17 protein-coding genes are annotated in these 19,352 nt (G+C 42.3%); 1 reads left to right on the top strand and 16 read right to left on the bottom strand.

What is annotated here, in order from left to right:
- Positions 1-10: 10 nt before the first annotated feature.
- From rpsG to M2470_RS14240, 4 genes are all read right to left on the bottom strand, one after another.
- On the bottom strand, positions 11-487 hold the full coding sequence (gene rpsG, locus M2470_RS14225) for a 30S ribosomal protein S7 (RefSeq protein WP_280745670.1): 477 nt from the start codon (positions 485-487) through the stop codon (positions 11-13).
- A 148-nt stretch (positions 488-635) separates the two neighbouring features.
- Positions 636-1,025: a 30S ribosomal protein S12 gene (rpsL, locus tag M2470_RS14230; protein WP_280745671.1), complete on the bottom strand. Its 390-nt coding sequence runs from the start codon at positions 1,023-1,025 to the stop codon at positions 636-638.
- 333 nt (positions 1,026-1,358) lie between these two features.
- A complete protein-coding gene (locus tag M2470_RS14235; protein ID WP_280745672.1) occupies positions 1,359-2,474 on the bottom strand; it encodes an NAD/NADP octopine/nopaline dehydrogenase family protein in 1,116 nt (371 codons plus the stop codon).
- 1 nt (position 2,475) lies between these two features.
- Positions 2,476-4,290, bottom strand: coding sequence for an aminotransferase class I/II-fold pyridoxal phosphate-dependent enzyme (locus M2470_RS14240; RefSeq protein WP_280745673.1), 1,815 nt, complete (start codon positions 4,288-4,290; stop codon positions 2,476-2,478).
- Between the two features lie 91 nt (positions 4,291-4,381).
- Here M2470_RS14240 and M2470_RS14245 point away from each other — a divergent pair, with 91 nt between their 5' ends.
- On the top strand, positions 4,382-5,695 hold the full coding sequence (locus M2470_RS14245) for a UDP-glucose/GDP-mannose dehydrogenase family protein (protein WP_280745674.1): 1,314 nt from the start codon (positions 4,382-4,384) through the stop codon (positions 5,693-5,695).
- A 4-nt stretch (positions 5,696-5,699) separates the two neighbouring features.
- Here M2470_RS14245 and M2470_RS14250 read toward each other — a convergent pair whose 3' ends face one another.
- From M2470_RS14250 to M2470_RS14305, 12 genes are all read right to left on the bottom strand, one after another.
- Positions 5,700-6,959: a metallophosphoesterase gene (locus M2470_RS14250; protein ID WP_280745675.1), complete on the bottom strand. Its 1,260-nt coding sequence runs from the start codon at positions 6,957-6,959 to the stop codon at positions 5,700-5,702.
- A 63-nt stretch (positions 6,960-7,022) separates the two neighbouring features.
- Positions 7,023-7,199, bottom strand: a complete 177-nt coding sequence (locus M2470_RS14255; RefSeq protein ID WP_348524224.1) for a FeoB-associated Cys-rich membrane protein — start codon at positions 7,197-7,199, stop codon at positions 7,023-7,025.
- A gap of 16 nt (positions 7,200-7,215) precedes the next feature.
- Complete coding sequence (feoB, locus tag M2470_RS14260; protein ID WP_280745676.1) at positions 7,216-9,720, bottom strand: ferrous iron transport protein B; 2,505 nt, start codon at positions 9,718-9,720, stop codon at positions 7,216-7,218.
- A 301-nt stretch (positions 9,721-10,021) separates the two neighbouring features.
- Positions 10,022-11,023 carry an SAM-dependent methyltransferase gene (locus M2470_RS14265; RefSeq protein ID WP_280745677.1) on the bottom strand — a complete coding sequence of 334 codons (1,002 nt, stop codon included), beginning with the start codon at positions 11,021-11,023 and terminating at the stop codon, positions 10,022-10,024.
- Positions 11,016-12,140: a glycosyltransferase family 1 protein gene (locus M2470_RS14270; protein WP_280745678.1), complete on the bottom strand. Its 1,125-nt coding sequence runs from the start codon at positions 12,138-12,140 to the stop codon at positions 11,016-11,018. Before M2470_RS14270 ends, M2470_RS14265 begins: the two co-directional genes overlap by 8 nt.
- The gene (locus M2470_RS14275; RefSeq protein ID WP_280745679.1) at positions 12,133-13,392 is read right to left on the bottom strand and encodes a glycosyltransferase; all 1,260 of its coding nucleotides are present in this window, start codon (positions 13,390-13,392) and stop codon (positions 12,133-12,135) included. Before M2470_RS14275 ends, M2470_RS14270 begins: the two co-directional genes overlap by 8 nt.
- Complete coding sequence (locus M2470_RS14280; RefSeq protein ID WP_280745680.1) at positions 13,389-14,702, bottom strand: polysaccharide deacetylase family protein; 1,314 nt, start codon at positions 14,700-14,702, stop codon at positions 13,389-13,391. The genes M2470_RS14275 and M2470_RS14280 overlap by 4 nt, the downstream gene beginning before the upstream one ends.
- Positions 14,699-15,643 carry a GNAT family N-acetyltransferase gene (locus M2470_RS14285; protein WP_348524225.1) on the bottom strand — a complete coding sequence of 315 codons (945 nt, stop codon included), beginning with the start codon at positions 15,641-15,643 and terminating at the stop codon, positions 14,699-14,701. Before M2470_RS14285 ends, M2470_RS14280 begins: the two co-directional genes overlap by 4 nt.
- Positions 15,631-16,668 (bottom strand): recombinase RecA, encoded by a 1,038-nt coding sequence (recA, locus tag M2470_RS14290; protein WP_280745682.1) that lies wholly within the window; start codon positions 16,666-16,668, stop codon positions 15,631-15,633. The genes M2470_RS14285 and recA overlap by 13 nt, the downstream gene beginning before the upstream one ends.
- Before the next feature lie 5 nt (positions 16,669-16,673).
- Positions 16,674-17,132, bottom strand: a complete 459-nt coding sequence (bcp, locus tag M2470_RS14295; RefSeq protein ID WP_280745683.1) for a thioredoxin-dependent thiol peroxidase — start codon at positions 17,130-17,132, stop codon at positions 16,674-16,676.
- A 6-nt stretch (positions 17,133-17,138) separates the two neighbouring features.
- Complete coding sequence (locus tag M2470_RS14300; protein WP_280745684.1) at positions 17,139-18,152, bottom strand: radical SAM protein; 1,014 nt, start codon at positions 18,150-18,152, stop codon at positions 17,139-17,141.
- Positions 18,152-19,345 carry a saccharopine dehydrogenase family protein gene (locus M2470_RS14305; RefSeq protein WP_280745685.1) on the bottom strand — a complete coding sequence of 398 codons (1,194 nt, stop codon included), beginning with the start codon at positions 19,343-19,345 and terminating at the stop codon, positions 18,152-18,154. The genes M2470_RS14300 and M2470_RS14305 overlap by 1 nt, the downstream gene beginning before the upstream one ends.
- Between the last annotated feature and the right edge of the window lie 7 nt (positions 19,346-19,352).

Below are 19,352 nucleotides of genomic sequence, written 5' to 3' on the forward strand. Positions count from 1 at the left end.
CTAATACTAATTAAAACCTAAAGTGAGCAAATGCACGGTTTGCTTCTGCCATGCGATGCATATCTTCTTTTCTTTTATATGCTCCTCCCTGGTTGTTGAATGCATCAACAATCTCTGCAGAAAGTTTGTCAGACATAGTCTTTCCACCTCTCTTGCGAGAATAGATGATCAAATTCTTCATTGAAATAGATTCTTTGCGATCAGGGCGAATTTCAGTAGGAACTTGGAATGTAGCACCACCTACACGGCGGGATTTCACTTCGACTTGGGGAGTAATATTATCGAGTGCAGCTTTCCAAATTTCGAGTGCAGATTTTTCTTCGTTCGGTAATTTGGTCTTTACAGTTTCCAAAGCGGAATAGAAAATTTCATAGGCAGTATTCTTCTTGCCATCATACATTAAATGGTTAACGAACTTCGTTACCTTTACATCACCGAAAACAGGATCTGGTAAGACCTGTCTTTTCTTTGGTTTTGCTTTTCTCATTTGTTTTCAAAAATTTTCGTTCTTGTTTCTTGGTTGCCTTTTTTGTCTTCAACGATTCCTCCGAATCATTTACTCAACCTTAATAGCCTTTCCAAATAACTCAAACCAGCTTTAATACTTAATTTAAAATCTCAGTTTGAAGGAATAATTACTTCTTTGCTGCACCAGCTTTCGGACGTTTAGCTCCATATTTAGAGCGTCTTTGTGTACGACCATTTACGCCGGCAGTATCCAAAGTACCACGTACAATATGGTAACGTACCCCTGGAAGGTCTTTTACACGACCACCACGTACTAATACGATAGAGTGTTCCTGTAAGTTGTGTCCTTCGCCCGGAATATAAGAGTTCACCTCTTTACCATTTGTCAAACGTACTCTTGCTACTTTACGCATTGCAGAGTTTGGTTTCTTCGGTGTTGTAGTATATACTCTCACACATACGCCACGTCTTTGGGGACAAGCATCCAGTGCTGGAGATTTACCTTTAACCACCAAAGTTTCCCTTCCTTTTCTCACTAATTGCTGAATTGTAGGCATTTTTTTTCTTTTTAAACTTTGTATGTATTTTTATTGTTACTAATTCACGCTTTCGTTTTCGGACTGCAAAATTACGGATTATTTCCGTATAACCAATAAGTTATACCGATATTTCCGTGGTTTTTAGTGCGAAAACGGCACAAAGGTAGGAATTTATCCCTTTTTTTCTATATAAGCCTCTGTATATATTTTGGATAATTATTATTTTTTAACAATCAGCCATATGCATTGAATAAATAAGAACTGTAGTATTATAGGATACATACGAATAAAAACCACTTTGTCTCAATATAAGTAGGATGTATACAAAAACAAAAGGACGGGAGCCATCCGCTAAAGATCTGAAAGTTTCCTGATGTTGTCAATACCGAAATTCTGGATAATGCCACTACAAGGCAGATCTTGTCCTTTTAACTCAGAACCTACAAGGTATTCTTTTTGCATCCGACCTTGCATCCACTGCAGAAGCGTGTCAATATAAGGCGTATCCATGCTCATGGCTTCAGCTATAGATTTGATAATCAAAAGTCCAAAGGGAATATCTTCTGTAAAATAACGATTGGAATAGTCTACATAATATTTACCGGCTTGGTTAATCATCGCCATTTTTATTCCTTTAAAGGCAGTAATCGAACGTATTTTTCGGGTCAGAGAAGCCGGATCTGTAGATTCATAATACTCCAGTATGCCGGGGATTTCTTCCCTTTTTACAGGAAGATGCTCCAGTATTTTCTGAAACTCATTGTCGCAATTAATCAGCACTTCCGAACTATAATCATCCCACTCTTCATAAAACATAAATTCTTTATCAAAGGCATCGGTTGTTTCTTTACTCAACATGCCATATATACGGGTAGGATGTAATAGAGGATTGCTATTTGTCAAAGTAGCTTCCAGGTAATGATTTAATGTATAGGTAGGGGTATCGAAGGCTTGCGAAAAGAAAGCAGCAAGTTCGTCTAGTTTTCCATCCGCAAGGCATCCAGCAATCTTCAGTTTTGATTTATAACCCTTAATCTCGGCGCTTTTCCCATACTCGATCAGTCTGCAAATATACGGAACCCGCTGAAAGCCGAATAAGCCACACGTAGAGCCTAATATATGTCTGGCAATCCAGAAAAATCCGTTACTGCAAACAACAGACCCTACCAATGTTTCCGGACGAATATACGGCTTCGCATCCCGCAACGTCTGTTCTACCAGAAAGCCTGGAACACATAAAAGAATCATATCTGAGATAGCAACTGTATCTTCCGGACGGCCTGAAACAACATTCAATACACCTTTGATAGTTTTGCCATTACAATCATTTACTATAATTTCAGACTGCCATTGGGTCGGACGGCTAGTCCATATATTTACGGTATATCCTTTATTACTTAAAACAGCCGCAATTACATGTCCTAAACTGCCTCCTCCGCAAATGCAGATACTTTTCGGTCCCGCCATATTATTTATCTAATCGCTGTAGCGCTTCTTTTAACATATTATTATCTTTCTCGTCCCTTATGGCTATACGAATGTATTGCGAAGAGTTGAAGCCAACCTTATTTGAGCAATCTTTTATTAAAATATTATCGGCGTATAGCAACTGGCTGCACAATTCCTTGGCGGAATATTTTTCCGTAACCTCACACAGGAAGTAATTGGCAGCAGAAGGTATTATTCTTAGGTAGGAAATATCACTCAGGAGCATACGGAAACGTTCCCGTTCTCTTACAAACTGCAGACAAGCCTGCTCGTACGCATCTTGGTATTTGATGAATATCTGCATGAAGAATTCGGCAAATGAATTGATATTCCATATCGAAACTTCTTTTTTTATCTGTCCGATCAGTTCTGTATTCCCGGAAGCCATAAAGCCCAGTCGCAAACCGGGAACACCATACGATTTAGAGATACTTTTGATAACTATTACATGTGGATTAGCCGATAGAAAATCTTTTCTGAAAAGACTAAATCGCTTATCCGTATCGGCAAAATCTATAAATGATTCATCAAGAATAAATGTCAGATTCTTATCTCCACTCCACTTAACAAGCTTCAATACATCATCCTGCGACAGTAAGTTTCCCGAAGGATTATCCGGATTAATGATCACCAGTTGGCTGATATCTGTTCCTTCAAAGAATGTAATCAGATCATCTGCCGAATAGGAGAAATTCTTGTTGGCGGGATGGAAGACAACTTTATTCGATGCCGACAGGCGATTCGGATATTCCTCAAAAGTCGGATATACAAGCCCTGTCTTCAGATCATTCAGGTGCAAATAGGCATGTATCAGTTCGGCAGCCCCATTCCCTACCACTATTTGCTCGGGATAAATACCAGTAAAGCGGGCAGCCAATGCTGAATTAACACCCATGCCGGAAGGATATTCCGTTAGCAAAATATTAAAGTTGGAAGACATTTCCTCCTTCATTCTTTCATTCGGAAAATAAGGATTCACCAGATAACAGAAATCTGTCATCTGAGGAAATCGCCAATATCCTCCAAAACGTCTGCCGTACAAATGGGGAGCCTCTTCTTCTGACGAGAAAAGAGCTTCTGCATTTTGCAGATCTTGCTCATCGTCTATTTCATACCATTTCTCATCGGCAATAGGCATTGCTTTCAGGTTTGGCTCATCCAGCAAAGATATAACCCTCAATACCTGCTCGTAATATTCATTATTTCCCAAAGCCTTGCTGTATGCCTCCAGGAAAGGAACGTATTTATTCGACGAAAAATCAACACTGAACTTGTAGATATTCACTGTCTTATAGTAATGTTCTTTTTCGCTGAAGCGAAACGCTTTCTTGGGTATAAAATTAATGATATTATTGTCTGCGTCAATGGTAACAACCGTCCCGTCCATCCAGCTCTGATATTTGGCTACAACCGTCAGGTTAGGATAAGGGTTACGAATCAGTTTCTTTATTATTTGTTTGGAGAAAATCAGATCCGACTCCAAAAGAATCGTTTCATCTTCCATCAAGTATTCGCGAGCCAGGTATAGGGAGTAAATATTGTTTGTTTTGTCGTACAGCTTATTCTCTACATAGAATATAGGTGTTCCATTAAATGTATCACCAATCAGTTTCTTTACATTCTCGCCCTTATAACCAATTACAATAATAATACGCCGCATATTTTCACTGGTGAGCTGGGTCAACATACGCTCTATCAATGTTTGAGAGTGAACCTTCACCATACATTTGGTATTATCTTTGGTGAGATCACCGAGACGCTTACCCATCCCTGCCGCCAATATTATTGCTTGCATTTGAAATATTCCTAATTAGTACTCGTTTTTTAAAGAAACACAAAAATAGAGAAATATCCTCTATCTTTGTAAAAACATCAAAAAAGAATTTATGAAAATAGCAATCGTTGGTACTGGATATGTTGGTTTAGTTACCGGTACTTGTTTTGCGGAAATGGGAACAGAAGTCTTTTGCATAGACGTAGATGAAAAGAAAATAGAGGGACTGAAACAAGGCATCATTCCCATCTATGAGCCGGGGCTGGAAGAAATGGTTATAAGGAACACCCAAGCCGGAAGATTAAAATTCACAACCGACCTGAAAGAATGCATAAATGAGGTAGAAGTCGTATTTTGTGCCGTAGGTACTCCTCCGGACGAAGACGGAAGTGCCGATCTGAAATATGTATTGTCTGTAGCTCGCCAGGTAGGACGCCTGATGAATAAATACACACTGGTAGTAACCAAAAGTACAGTTCCTGTCGGAACAGCCAAGAAAATAAAACAAGCCATCCGTGAAGAACTGGACAAGCGAAATGTAGATATAGCCTTCGATATAGCATCCAACCCCGAATTTCTTAAAGAAGGAGCCGCCATTAAAGACTTCATGAGCCCCGACCGGGTAGTCGTAGGGGTGGAATCGGAAGAGGCAGAGAAAGTGATGTCCAAGTTATACCGTCCTTTCCTATTGAATAATTTCCGTGTGATTTTCATGGATGTACCCTCTGCTGAAATGACAAAGTATGCAGCCAATTCCATGCTAGCTACCCGCATCAGCTTCATGAATGACATTGCCAATCTGTGCGAGATCGTAGGGGCTGACGTTAATATGGTACGCAAAGGGATCGGTTCGGATTCCCGTATCGGAAACAGGTTCTTATATCCGGGTTGCGGATATGGTGGTTCATGCTTCCCTAAGGATGTAAAGGCACTTATCCAGACAGCCAAAGAACACCAATACCCCATGCGAATATTACAAGCTGTAGAAGACGTGAATGAAGATCAGAAGAAGATATTGTTTCAAAAGCTAGAAAAGCACTTTGACGGGAAACTTGAACGGAAAAGGGTTGCCCTGTGGGGATTGGCCTTTAAGCCTGAAACAGATGATATGCGTGAAGCGCCGTCACTGGTTCTGATAGACAAGTTACTGGCAGCCGGCTGCCAGGTGTGCGCCTACGATCCGATAGCTATGGAGGAAGCAGAAAGGCGTTACAAAAACAAAATAAGCTATGCCAAAGATATCTATGATGCCGTAATAGAAGCAGATGCACTTATCTTGGTAACGGAATGGAAAGAGTTCAGACTACCCTCCTGGCAAGTAATAAAGAAACTGATGGTCACCCCTTTGATCCTGGATGGACGTAATATCTATGATGCAAAAGAGTTAGAAGAACAAGGCTTTACCTATCATTGCATCGGCAGATAAAAACTCAATAAGTTATTGATTGTATTGCCGGATAATCCTCCGTAGACATTCCGGAAGGTAAATACGCGCCAAAGAAAGTTATATATATTTCCCTTTGGCGCGTATCTATTACATAGATACAAAAGCTATTGTTTTGCAGACTCTTGGAAGTACGGGGAACCTTATTAAATACAGTCCCGGCTTCGGATGGAGACATATTTGTGCACAAAAGCATATGTTGCAAAGGTAGATCGGCAGACTGATTACTTAAGCCTGTTATCTGAAAACGAGCTGTAACATGGGCATGCCCTCCCAGATAACAGATAAAATCGCCGGAGGCATCACTGAAATCAAAGTCAACATTAATCGGCTCAAAAACACCCTTTTGATCTTTATAGATTTGCTGGATAGGCTGCTTTGTGCGGAAAGCTTCTACTATTTCCGGAATCATTTTCCAGGAGTGGACATAGGCCCCATCACATAAAAAACCGGAATAGGACGGCTGAAAAGGATAATGAGTCAGGATTATCACCTGATGGTTTTCTGTCATTCCCTCTTTCAACGCTACATTTCCCAACCAGCTTATCTGCTCCTGCGAGTAAATAGCATTCATTACCGTATTGATCTCATTCGCGCCCTGATCCAGCATATCCAGTGCTATAAAGCGGATATATCCCCCCATCGGATTCTTTACATCGGCATAATAATAACTCTTACCGGATTTCCGCTGCAAAGTATAATTGCCTTTATTACTGAATGCATTAGACAATTCCGATGTCGTCAGATACAGATCCTTTCTGTTAGTTGTCATATTGTTGTCATGATTGCCATGACAGGGAAATGTAGGTATCCTATTATTTGTATAAAGATTGGCATAGAAAGCCTCCATACAGCTTAGTGCATCTATTCTACTCTCATAGCCTATATGGTCACCGGTGGCAGCCATAGCATTAATCTTAAGTTCCGGTTGATTGGCAAAAGATACCGCTTCCAGCAAATTGTTCGGAGACTTATAATGATTGTCTATAGAATAATCGGAAAGATGTGCATCGGAAATGTGCACCAGTTTAAAACGCTCAACAGGCTCTGCCGCATCTGTATTGTTATCATACATAATGCGCGCTAAACGCTCTGACGCCTGCTTGTTGTTTATTGCATAATAATACCCTACATCATTACTTCTTAAAGAGTTAGGATCATTATCTTTGCCACAACCTATAAAAACCAGCATACAAGCGAATAACAGGAAAAGTATCTTCCTCTCTATCAAACTGGCGTAAATCATTCAGTTCATACAAAAAGTTGTCTTTGCAAAGATAAAAAAATGTTTGCGTTAGCAACAAAGTTACTAATGTGTTTCAGGGCAGTCTTTTGGAGACTTTATTTGGTCTTTCAACACGCATCCCGAACATCCGGCACATGGGTTGTTATTTTTGCGTATCCTTTTGACCATGCGGTATATACTATATAATGTATAGCCTACGGCCATTGTTCCTACGATTGCTATTGCTATATATTGCCACATATTCTGTCCTCCCACTTTAAACAGCCGATAGACTTAAGAAGAACGTACCTGCCTGATATACGATAAAAGAAACCAGCCAAGCCAGCAAACAGGTATAACCAATAACGAAAAGCCCCCACTTCCAGGATCCCGCTTCTTTAGATATAGCTGTTATAGTAGCTATACAAGGGAAATAGATCAGTACAAACAACATCAAACTCAAAGCTACCAAAGGGGTAAAGACAGGTGTACCATCAGCATATGTATCTTGCTTTAAGCGGTTCGACAATGCCTGATTATCTTCTTCTCCCTCCAACTCATCTTCTCCGGTGTACAAAACGCTAAGAGTGCTGACTACCACTTCTTTTGCGGCCATACCTGTTAATAAACTGACACTTATCTTCCAGTCAAAACCTAAGGGGGCCAGAACAGGCTGAATAGTTTGTCCCAGGCGTCCGATATATGAATTTTGTTGATGATCTATGGCTTTCTGATGTTCCAGTTCAAGTATCGCTTCCGTTTTCTCTGCTTGTGTTACGCCTTCTGCCTTCTCCCACTCGGATATTTGAGCATCAAATGTCTGCTCATTCGTTGAATGTAAAGGGAAGTAGCCCAAGAACCATATAATAATAGAAGCAACAAGGATAACTCCCCCCATCTTCTTCAGGTACTGCCTGGCCTTCTCCCACATGTGGATTAAAATGGACTTCAGCGTAGGCATACGATAAGGCGGAAGTTCCATCACGAAAGGCATATCTTCTTCGTTGAAAAGGTAGCGCTTAAAAAGCCGCGCCATGATAACCGCCAGCAAAACGCCGGTTCCATACAATGTAAAAAGCACAAAACTGGCCTTTCCCGGAAAAAAAGCACCGGCCAACAATACATAGACCGGAAGCCGCGCACTACAACTCATCAAAGGATTGATCAGCATCGTAATCATGCGGCTGTTACGACTTTCAATCGTACGCGAAGCCATAATAGCCGGTACATTACAGCCAAAGCCCATCACCAAAGGGATAAAGGATTTTCCGTGTAATCCCATTTTGTGCATGATTTTATCCATTATAAAAGCGGCTCGTGCCATATAACCGGAGTCTTCCATAAAGGAGATAAACAGGTATAGTATCAGAATATTCGGCAAGAAAACGATCACACCTCCTACTCCGGTAATAATTCCATCAACCAACAAGTCTTTAAATGGGCCTTCGGGCATAAACTGCCTCACCGTATGACCAATCCATGCCACCAGGCTTTCAATCCAGTCCTGAGGATATGCTCCTAAGCTAAATGTAGCCTCAAACATGATCCACATAAAGAACAGAAAAATAGGAAAGCCCAATACCTTATTTGTTACAAACAAGTCGATGATCTGTGTACTCTTCATCGATTCGATTTTGCCCGGCTCGTACGTTTCCCTTAAGGCTCCGGAGATAAAGCCATATCTGGCATTTGTAAAAGCCGTTTCAGCATCTTCTTCCAACAGACTCTCTATCTGAGTTACATTCTCATCCCTAACTTGCAGCACTTTCTCTCCTTTCGGTATCTCCCGGATAAAAGCATTCATTTCCGGATCACCTTCCAGGAGTTTCATTGCTACATGTCGCTTGGAGATTCCCTTTGACAAGTTGCCATTTTTTCTCAAAGCATCCCTTACGTTTGTAATAGCCTTCTCTAGGTCGTCTCCGTAGTTTATATGGATATGGCGGATAGCAGGTTCTTTCTCTTCGTAAACTTTGATTACCCGGTCGAACAACTCCGTAATACCCATACCCGTCTTGCTAACGGTTGGGATGATAGGTGTACCTATCAGCTTTTCCAACATCAGGATATCAAAGGTATCGCCTCTTTTTTGCAGCGAATCGTACATATTAAGAGCAATCACCATACGCACGTCCATATCGATCAGTTGAGTCGTCAGATAGAGGTTTCGCTCCAGGTTTGAAGCATCTACTACATTGATAACTACATCCGGATGTTCTTCGCTAAGGTGGCTGCGCACAAAGCGTTCTTCCGGGGAGTAAGCCGACAAGGAATAGGTTCCGGGCAAGTCTACGATCCTGAACGTATAACCATGTTGTTTGAAAACAGCATCTTTGGCATCAACCGTTACCCCGCTGTAATTCCCCACATGTTCGTGCGCACCGGAGGCATGGTTGAATAGAGTCGTCTTACCACTGTTCGGATTACCTACAAGTGCTACATTGATTGTCTTGCCCTTTTCAATGGCAATAGAGTGTAAATCGTCTGATGATGCGGTGACGAAAGAGTCAAAATTCCGCTTCTCTCCTTTGGCCGGCAATTGCTCCTTTTCTATTTCGGGAACATGAATAATCTCAATCAAAGTAGCCTCGCTACGACGCAATGACACATCATACCCCATGACTTTGTAATGGATCGGGTCTTTTAAGGGTGCGTTCTGGATAACCTCTACCTCTTTTCCTCTGATAAAGCCCATCTCAATGATACGCTTGCGGAATCCTCCGCGACCCATCACCTTTACTATTACGCCTTTCTCACCTGTTTTAAGCTCCGACAGTCTCATCTTTTCAATTTAACACGCAAAGTTACGCTTTATTACAATTATACTCAATACCTATATGTAGGTATAAAACGTATCGCTCCTACGGAGTTAGTATGGAGACAATATGTTACATGAAGTAAAAATCGCATGGCTGCAATTTCAAAAACGCATGCATGCGATCAGCAAAACGCACCCATGCGATTTAGGAAGAGTATGTATGCGTTTTTTAGAACACCGCAGCTCGCTAATTTGCAATTAGATACAACTTCTTTGTTTTCTTAATTTATAACTGAAGAAAAATACAATAAGGTTCGTTAAAGGGTCACTTATTGTTTTTACAATGTAGTGTAATGAAGGGGGCGAGGAATAGGCCGGCTTTTCCGCTTATACGAATCAGTCCGTTTATGAGTTGGCAAAGAAGTGATTGTAGAGGGTTCGTTCTGTGTGTGTTATAGAAGCCTTTCTTTACTGATAAGTGGTAGTTACAAGGGGCGAGCGAAATGCGATATCGCTGGATGGGCAGGATACGTTCCGCCCAGTTTCCCGTTTCCGGATCGCAGGTGTTGTATTTGTCTTCGGGGAAAGGTAAATGGTTAGTTTCAACGGCTCTTTTTATGTCATCATAGATCACACCGCGTGTGCATGAAGCCCAGACCTTGAGTTGTTCTTCTGTCAGTTCCGGAAAAGATTCCCGAAGGTATTGTTCTCTTCGGGCATAATAGCCCGGCGAAACGGCAACTCCCGACTCACAGTCTTTCATAAAACGATGCAATTTCCTTTTTACAAAAGGATTATAAGGCGTTGATCCTGTAGTGAAGATTAACTCCATTTCGTTATTAATCCGGCACAAATCAGTAAAAAAGGCCGAAAGATTATATACATGCTCTATTAAGTCGGTAGCGATCAGCAGTTGAGGTTGTATCTGGCGAGCCTGACACCAATCGGCTAAAGCATCTGAACTGCCGGGTAGGATAATATCAGGCCCCGTACCCACCTCGTGCTTAAGCACTTTGATTGTTTCTACGGAAAGAGGATTCAAGTCGACATAAATAACCTGCCCTATACCTATTTCCTTTGCCAGCATACTAAGGAAGCCACTACCACCTCCGTAATCAACCAATGTTATATTTTCAGGAGAAAGATTTGATGAAGAAATACCCCGGTACAAACAGTCGGCATAAATCTCCATATAATAGGCCAACGCAGGATAGATTTTACGAATATATTGTTTATTGTAATCGCTGATGGGCAAACGATCGTAGTCTACCTTTTGCAGGCGAGCCAGCAAGGACTTGGAAGCGGATATCAGCTCATTTTTATTCATAAATCATCCGATATAGACGCTCTGCCTGGTATCTGTTGGAATAAGCCGGGATCAGAAAATCTTTTCTTTTTTGTATTTCGTCCGGAGTAAAAGGCAGTGTCAGGAGTTCATCACAAGCTGCAATCATCTCTTCCGGAGTGGATGCTATATGGCAAAGTGCATCTACCCCACTTCCCGTCAGCATCAAGGGATTCACCAGAATATGCCTACCTGCAAAAAGGCTGTTTAGCAACTTTAGCTTCAGCCCGGTATCCTGGAATGTAACCAACACATGAATATGCGCTTCCCGGATCAACTCATTCATTCGCTCCTGAGAAGGGTTTGCTTCTAATTTGATGTTGCGGTAAAGGGAAATAGCATTCCGGATACGTATGGAAGGATTCATTCCGGCAACTACACAAGTACAATTTAACTTGCTGAATACTTGTTTGATCAAATAAAGGGCGGCCTGTTCGTTCTCCTCCACAGAAAGCTTGGCATGATACAAAACAAAGTCGGAGGCTCCCGGCTTGATGTTTATCTCATCATTCTCGTGAAAGGAGGTCATAAACTCAACTTGCTTCCCGGGGAATTCGTTTCGCAGGTATTCTACATCTGCCATCGAAACGGCCAATGTCAGGTCGGCATCGTTTATTACCTTCTGGTATCGCTTAAAGCGCCAGGCTTCCAGGCGGAAAAACATTCTTTTTATCCGCTCCTTGCATGAGTTAGCCAGGCATTGGTAATAATCATGCTCTATATTGCTTTCGCGATAGATCTTTTTCCGCCCTCTTAAGCGTTTGTCCGTCAGATAATAGCATGAATGTAAGCCTTCAAAAAGGATTGGGTAGTTATCTTTCAGTAAGTTCTTCAGCAGTTCGGGGCTTTTGCGGCTATATACATTATAAGGTAACAAAGATATATTTGTCAACCATCCCGTACGGCGCTTATAGTAGTACACCTTCTCACATAAAAGCTCCAGCTCCGGAGACGGATGGCGTTCATATTCAAAGCAGTGCAGGATAATCTTCACCCCTATAGCATGCAATGATTTAATCTTATAATATATATCAATAATACCCCCGTAATTAGGTGGATAAGGAATATTCAAGGCTATGATATGTAAGTGCTTATCCATGATGCCGAACTTTTCTATTCATCAGTTCGGCAAATATATGCATAAATTGGTCAGCCTGTCTCTTTCGGGAGAAAGATTCTACCACTTCTTTATCTACATCAACGCTTGTATAGCCTTTTGTTTTCCACTCGTGGTAGTAGTGTAAGATAAAATCATAGGCTTCCTGAGCTGTACGGGCAGAAGCTCCGGCACGAGCCAGACGTATCATTTCTTCCAGGTAGCTTTCATCGCTACGGACACACAGCATAGGCTTTTCTACAGCAAAAGACTCGAACAGCTTGGTAGAGATAATCCCCTTAGGGCCTTCTCCTCCTGCTTTATTAGCCAGTTGCAGTAAGATGGAACTGCGGTTCAGGATAGCCGGGATACGGTCGCCGGGAACATATCCAAAATAATCCATGTATTCCTCTATGTTGTACTCCCGGAGCAAAGGTGAAAGCATTTCCCACGACGCATCATCCGTATACCATTGTATCCTGAAATCAGTCGGAGATATCTGCTTTTCTTCTGACAAACGGGCTATGGCTTCAAACAACGGATGGGGATCACGTGTTTCCAGACTCACCAGCCGTCCGGTAAATGTAAGGCAGAATTGAGGAGTAACAATGTGTTCGGGATAAAACAATTCCGGATCATAGCCATTATAAATCAACTCTACACGAGGGTTGTATTGCTGCATCATGCTGACGTGCCAGGGGGAAACTGTTGTAACACAATCGGCTTTCTGTAAAGCCCTGTTTCTTCCTGTCAGCAGTTTCCGGCGGAATGCTTTTACGATTAGCTTGTCCAGCCAGGCAAAAGTTTTGAATGAATGGCTTATATACTTGGTTGAAACATATTGCTCGATAATATCCCGGGTATCAGCCACAAACGGCAAATCAAACTTCTCTGCCAACTTCCGGGCAGCCGGCAGAGGAAAGGTACGATAGCTTGCACATAAGATTGCCTGAAAATCCCCTTGCTGTAAGATTTTGGAAGCAACCTTTACCATCTTCCTGTCTTTATAACTGAATAGAAGATCAAGTAGCTGAACGATTATCCATTCCAGCCGACGCGCCAATTTGCCGTTCGCCTTATAATAATTAATGTAGGTAGCCTCAGCATAGCCTTCCAGGAAAGAAAAATTACGATCGTTTATTTGCTCTGTAACCACCACGGGTTGCCATCCGGCGCGTACCAGGTATTTGCACAGATACCCCATGCGCGGGGCAAAGGCAGGCGGGAACATATCACACAGGATCAATAATTTCATCTTTTTCTCAGTTCTTCTATTAATGCCGCATATAATTGACGATGCCAGGAGGCACTATCCATACGGGTTTTCATTTCCGATACGGAGTCATTATGCCAAAGCAATACCAATTCTCCGTTCGCTTTCTCTACCTGGTTTATTAGTCCCAGACAATAAGCATACGCCTCATCATAGCTTAAGCCCATATACTTTTGCTCACTCAGAGCCACATCCATGACACTTAGCGGATGTAAGCGCAAAGAAGACAAATGCCTATTGCCCGGATTGATCCAGCGTACGGGATGGGACGTACCCAGGCGAAAACCTGCCACATCCGGATAACCCATTGTGAAATCATCAGTAATTCCGGCTCGCTCTAACCAGATATAATCTTCCGGTTCCCGGCAAGCCAGATAGTGATGCCTGTTGTAGCGGATCGGCCGACCGGTTATCCTGCCCAATACTTTATGTTCATGAGTGATAAGTGAGGGCTTTTTCCCCGCATCATAGCTGGCATGTAATCCCAGAGAGGCCTTTTGAGATTGGAGCAATTTCAGCAAAGCCTGACCATCCGGTGTATGTAAGTGATAATGTGGTTTGTCCTGAGCGGAACAGCCTCCTGCTTTAAGGAAATAAACGGCTTCGGAGCGCTCTATCCCCAGTGTATTGACAAGTGTATTATCTTGCTCTGTCAGCCAGGGAAATGTATAATAAGGATCCTCCTCCAGCGGTTTACGAAACCAACTCAAGGCTTTTCCGATCCCTTTGCCTTTTATAGTTTCGCGCATTACATTACGCAGTGTCCGACAATAAAACGGAGCATCTACATCATGCGTTAGCCATATTTTTTGTATTTGAGGGGTGGGCTCTGTCAGGGGGACTCCTGTTTCACGCAACCAGTTTCGCAGTAGCTTTCCATACTCATCCACTACCGGACGATGAATAAAACCTGCCTGATAAGGAAGTGATTCTTTCCCTGGAAACCTCCCGTACTCGTCACGCACATGCCGTTTGCGGATCTCTTCATAACGGGAAAGCAGAAAGTATGCCCCGGCAATGATATCTGCATGAACGATCAAGGTATCACTATGCCATTTTATTTCAGGCGAACCAAACAACAAAGGAACGCCTTCTATTTCATTAAGAGGCAATTGGGGCATAGAGGCCGGGGTTCCGTACACATGATCCCGAAAAAACGAAGACGGAACAATAACAACATTATATTTATGAAAATCCCGCACATCGGAGGTGTAACCTACCCGATAGGCTAATCGCGACGTCTTATCTCCATCAATCAAAAAGCGTATAATGTACGAAACAAGCGGATTCATAAACCAAATTTCTGTCGAACTCTATAATATAAACTCCGTTCGCCTCTGGATATTGTAAAGAAGGGTGTTTGTATGGCTCCGAATTCCCGAAAAAAACGTTCGACTCCCGGCATCATGGAGCCTTCAAAGTCGAATAGGTCCGTATGTTGTGAAACAGCCTGTATGCCTTCCCACAACACAAGACTATGCGCGCCTGAATCACGCAGGGCCGGATCACTTCCTCCCGCCAGATAGTAGGCAGAGCTCTCCTGCCAGACAATAAAGGAAACAGCATGCAGCCTTCCCTCTTTGTCATAAGCTCCCCACAAATCACCTTGCTTGCGCTCCCGGCAAACCGTAATCAGACGCTTTAATACCTCTTCGTGAGGCGGCTTCTGTTGCTGTCGCTTAAATGTTAGGGTATAAATCCGCAGAAAATCTTCAAGTGAAATGCCTCGCTTTACCTGAATACCTAGTTTATCCTTTGCTTTGGTGATATTCCGCCGGGTATGCTGACTCATATTTTCCCATAAGTGATGGGTGTCTTTTATATCTTCCAGCAAATAGGTATAACGAGTTGTTTGCTTGTAGCCTTCCCAGTAAAAAGGTAACCAGTCTGTTATTCTGTAATGAAAGTTTTGCAAAAAGGAAGGATATTTTTTCAGCGTATCGGTAAAGGCTTTACACAGGGATTGCCTGCGTCCCAGAATACTGGTATATTTAGCATCTCCGGCCTCCGGTGCAAACCAGGGTCCCATCGTCTGCGTATAAGGAGGCATAGATACTATTTTGGGATGGGGGATATAGAGAGGCATGGCTGCCAGTATCCGGTCTTTCTCTTCAACTAACAGCACATCCCACTTACCCTCTCCACATACCGCATCCAGCCACCAGTCTCTAGAGAAAACCGGTATGCTACTCTCCATGCGGCAGAGAAGACGATATTTTTCTATCCTTTTAATTTTTTAAATATTAAAGTCGACAGTTCTTCTGCCAACTCCGGGTTATCTGCAATACATTGCTTGGCTGCATCACGGCCTTGTCCCAACTTGGTCTCATTATAGCTAAACCAAGAGCCGCTCTTTTTTACCACACCGTATTCTACTCCCAGGTCAACGATTTCTCCCGTACGGGAAATACCTTCGCCAAACATAATATCAAATTCTGTTTTACGGAACGGAGGAGCTACTTTGTTCTTCACTACCTTAACGCGTACCTGGTTACCCTTTATCTCTTCTCCATCCTTCAGCTGCCCGATGCGACGGATATCAATACGAACGGAAGCATAGAACTTCAGGGCATTACCACCGGTAGTAGTTTCCGGATTTCCGAACATAACACCAATCTTATCACGCAATTGGTTAATAAAGATACAGGTTGTGTTTGTTTTATTGATAGCAGCTGTCAGTTTACGCATTGCCTGCGACATCAAACGGGCTTGCAGCCCCATCTTACTGTCTCCCATTTCACCTTCCAACTCTGCCTTGGGGGTCAGAGCGGCTACCGAGTCTATTACAATGATGTCTACTGCCGAAGAGCGTATCAGTTGTTCTGCTATTTCCAAGGCTTGCTCACCACTATCCGGTTGTGAAATATACAAATTATCGATATCCACACCCAGCTTTTCTGCATAGAAGCGGTCAAAGGCATGTTCCGCATCAATAAAAGCAGCCAGACCGCCTTGCTTCTGTGCTTCAGCTATCGCATGGATAGCCAATGTAGTCTTACCGGATGATTCCGGGCCATAGATTTCAATAACACGTCCTCTGGGGTAACCTCCTACGCCCAATGCAGCATTTAAGCCAATTGAACCGCTTGGTATCACTTCCATTTGCTCTACGACTTCGTCTCCCATCTTCATGATGGAACCTTTGCCATAGGCCTTTTCAATTTTGTCCATTGCGGCACGAAGCGCTTTCAACTTATCTGCATTAACTGCTGACTGACCTGTCTCTTCCATACTGTTCTCTGTCTTTTCTTTTGTCATTTTACTTACTTGTTAAGGATTTGATTTGCATGATCTTTTGTTTTTATCTCTTTGGAACCGATGATTTTCTCTACGATTCCTTCTTCGTTAATAATAAAGGTGGTACGAAGCGTTCCCATATATTTACGTCCGTACATGCTCTTTTCAGCCCAAACGCCAAACTGCTCTTGTAGTTTAACATCGGTGTCGGCTATCAGATTGAAAGGTAGTTCGTGTTTTGTGATAAATCCCTGATGCGACTTAGCGTTGTCTTTACTTACACCCAGCACCTCATACCCCGCCTTTTTCAATTCCTGATATCCGTCACGCAGACTACAGGCTTCTGCCGTACATCCACTGGTGTTGTCTTTCGGATAAAAATAAAGCGCCAGCTTCTTCCCTTTAAAGTCGCTTCGTTTTATTTCTTTTCCGTTTTGATCAAGCCCTAATACTTCGGGGACTTTATCTCCTACCTGTATCGCCATATTCTTTTAATTTATATCATAATTCATTTTACGGGTCACATCTACTTTCCGAGAGTTATTCTTCTGAAATATATTCCGGAACAATCGTTTCCCGGTATGATGCGATTTCGCGTATGAGTCAAATGTATCTTTCCGGTAATCAAAGTCATCTTTCCAGCAACTAGCCGGAGATACATAACAATATGTTGCTTTTTCTATCCTGTCATCTGTTTCTTCATCCGTTTCCAACAACAGGATATTTTCCTTTTTCGGAGCAATACAGATAATATTCCTCCGCTGACATTCTTCTATCAATGGAAGAAGAATCGTATCATACTTATCATAAATCGCCTTCCGGTCAAAATCGGCATATTCGCTTTCTCCTATCTTCTGGATCGGACGTAGCTGCAATACGTCAATATCATATCCGATGACATCCCATAAATTGCTTAACTCATCCAGGTTATCATTGTTGATCGTATAATTAATACGCAATTTAAACGCCGGATATTGTTTTCTGACTGCTGAAATATTCTCCAACAACTGCCGGAATACATCAAACTTCCCGTTTGTCATTAAAGATTCATATGTCTTCTCCGTCAGCCCGTGAACAGAAACTGTTATTTCATTCAACCCGGCTTCGGCAGCTTCCAATAATTGTTCCTTCGTTAGTAAGTTCCCGTTTGTCGTCAAAGAGATATAAGGGATCTTATACTGCTTTCCTAAAGCTATGATTTTTATCAGATCTTTATGCAAAGTAGGTTCTGCCCCACAGCCTATCTGAAACTTCAACGCCCGGTGAAACAAAGCTTTTCCTATTAATTCAATATCGTCAAAGCTTAAAACACCCTTATGCTCTTTTCGCCAACCTTCATCACTGAAATAACACATCTTGCAACGAAAGTTACACGCCAATACCGGATCGAAGAAAATACCTATATATCGTTTACCTAAAATATGCAGGCCCCAAATACCTAATAACTTTATTCGTTTACTTTTGATAAGGGTTCCAAAGCGCAATATCTTATAGATATTCGGCATTATAATTCCAGATCCACATTAAATAATTCATGCCAGGGCAAACCTTGCTTATTCAGTTCGGCCATGAACGGATCGGGATCAAACTCTTCTACATTCCACACACCCGGTTTTTTCCATACCCCCTGCATAAACAAGCGGGCGCCAATCATAGCGGGAACACCGGTGGTATAGCTTACACCCTGAGCGCCTGTTTCTTTATAGGCAGCCTCATGGCTACAGTTATTATATACGTAATAAGTCAATTCTTTGCCATCCTTCAAGCCACGGATACGACAGCCGATAGATGTTTCGCCAGTATAATTTTCACCCAGATCGCCGGGATTCGGCAATACGGCTTTCAGGAACTGGATCGGAACGATCTCTACGCCATTATACATAATAGGCACAATACTATCCATTCCGATATTCTGTATCACCCGCAAGTGAGTAAGGTATTCCTGTCCGAAGGTCATCCAGAAACGGGCACGTTTGATCGTTGGAAAATTCTTTACCAGACTCTCTAGTTCTTCGTGATACATCAGGTAAGATTCTTTCGGGCCTACATTTGGATAATTCAGGGCTTTATGTACTGATAGCGGATCTGTTTCCTTCCATTCTCCGTTCTCAAAATACTTACCCCGTTGAGTAATTTCACGAATGTTGATTTCCGGATTGAAATTAGTGGCAAAAGCCTTATGATGGTCTCCGGCATTGCAGTCTACAATGTCCAGATACTGTATTTCGTCAAAGTGATGCTTAGCAGCATAGGCTGTGTAAACACCTGTTACACCCGGGTCGAAACCACAACCCAAAATAGCTGTCAGTCCGGCCTTTTCAAAACGGTCTTTATAAGCCCATTGCCAGCTATATTGATATTTTGCTTCGTCAAGCGGTTCATAATTAGCCGTATCTAAATAGCTCACGCCGTATTCCAGACAGGCATCCATGATAGACAGGTCTTGATAAGGCAGTGCCAGGTTTACCACCAAATCCGGTTTATACGCATTAAACAATGCAACAAGTTCGCTCACATTGTCTGCATCCACCTGAGCCGTTTGCACTTTTATATTTTTAATGTCGGAAGCAATGGCATCTGCTTTGCTTTTCGTTCGGGTAGCAATCATGATATCACTGAATACATCCGTATTCATAGCCATTTTCTTTACAGCAACTGTACTAACTCCTCCGGCACCAATTACTAAAACTTTTCCCATTTGCGAA

This window comes from Parabacteroides sp. PH5-46 (assembly GCF_029892785.1).
Taxonomy (GTDB): Bacteria; Bacteroidota; Bacteroidia; order Bacteroidales; family Tannerellaceae; genus DFXE01.

Excerpts from the sequence above, each read along its gene's own strand:
- rpsG (WP_280745670.1), bottom strand. The coding sequence starts at position 487 with ATGAGAAAAGCAAAACCAAAGAAAAGACAGGTCTTACCAGATCCTGTT.
- rpsL (WP_280745671.1), bottom strand. The coding sequence starts at position 1,025 with ATGCCTACAATTCAGCAATTAGTGAGAAAAGGAAGGGAAACTTTGGTG.
- M2470_RS14235 (WP_280745672.1), bottom strand. The coding sequence starts at position 2,474 with ATGGCGGGACCGAAAAGTATCTGCATTTGCGGAGGAGGCAGTTTAGGA.
- M2470_RS14240 (WP_280745673.1), bottom strand. The coding sequence starts at position 4,290 with ATGCAAGCAATAATATTGGCGGCAGGGATGGGTAAGCGTCTCGGTGAT.
- M2470_RS14245 (WP_280745674.1), top strand. The coding sequence starts at position 4,382 with ATGAAAATAGCAATCGTTGGTACTGGATATGTTGGTTTAGTTACCGGT.
- M2470_RS14250 (WP_280745675.1), bottom strand. The coding sequence starts at position 6,959 with ATGATTTACGCCAGTTTGATAGAGAGGAAGATACTTTTCCTGTTATTC.
- M2470_RS14255 (WP_348524224.1), bottom strand. The coding sequence starts at position 7,199 with ATGTGGCAATATATAGCAATAGCAATCGTAGGAACAATGGCCGTAGGC.
- feoB (WP_280745676.1), bottom strand. The coding sequence starts at position 9,720 with ATGAGACTGTCGGAGCTTAAAACAGGTGAGAAAGGCGTAATAGTAAAG.
- M2470_RS14265 (WP_280745677.1), bottom strand. The coding sequence starts at position 11,023 with ATGAATAAAAATGAGCTGATATCCGCTTCCAAGTCCTTGCTGGCTCGC.
- M2470_RS14270 (WP_280745678.1), bottom strand. The coding sequence starts at position 12,140 with ATGGATAAGCACTTACATATCATAGCCTTGAATATTCCTTATCCACCT.
- M2470_RS14275 (WP_280745679.1), bottom strand. The coding sequence starts at position 13,392 with ATGAAATTATTGATCCTGTGTGATATGTTCCCGCCTGCCTTTGCCCCG.
- M2470_RS14280 (WP_280745680.1), bottom strand. The coding sequence starts at position 14,702 with ATGAATCCGCTTGTTTCGTACATTATACGCTTTTTGATTGATGGAGAT.
- recA (WP_280745682.1), bottom strand. The coding sequence starts at position 16,668 with ATGACAAAAGAAAAGACAGAGAACAGTATGGAAGAGACAGGTCAGTCA.
- bcp (WP_280745683.1), bottom strand. The coding sequence starts at position 17,132 with ATGGCGATACAGGTAGGAGATAAAGTCCCCGAAGTATTAGGGCTTGAT.
- M2470_RS14300 (WP_280745684.1), bottom strand. The coding sequence starts at position 18,152 with ATGCCGAATATCTATAAGATATTGCGCTTTGGAACCCTTATCAAAAGT.
- M2470_RS14305 (WP_280745685.1), bottom strand. The coding sequence starts at position 19,345 with ATGGGAAAAGTTTTAGTAATTGGTGCCGGAGGAGTTAGTACAGTTGCT.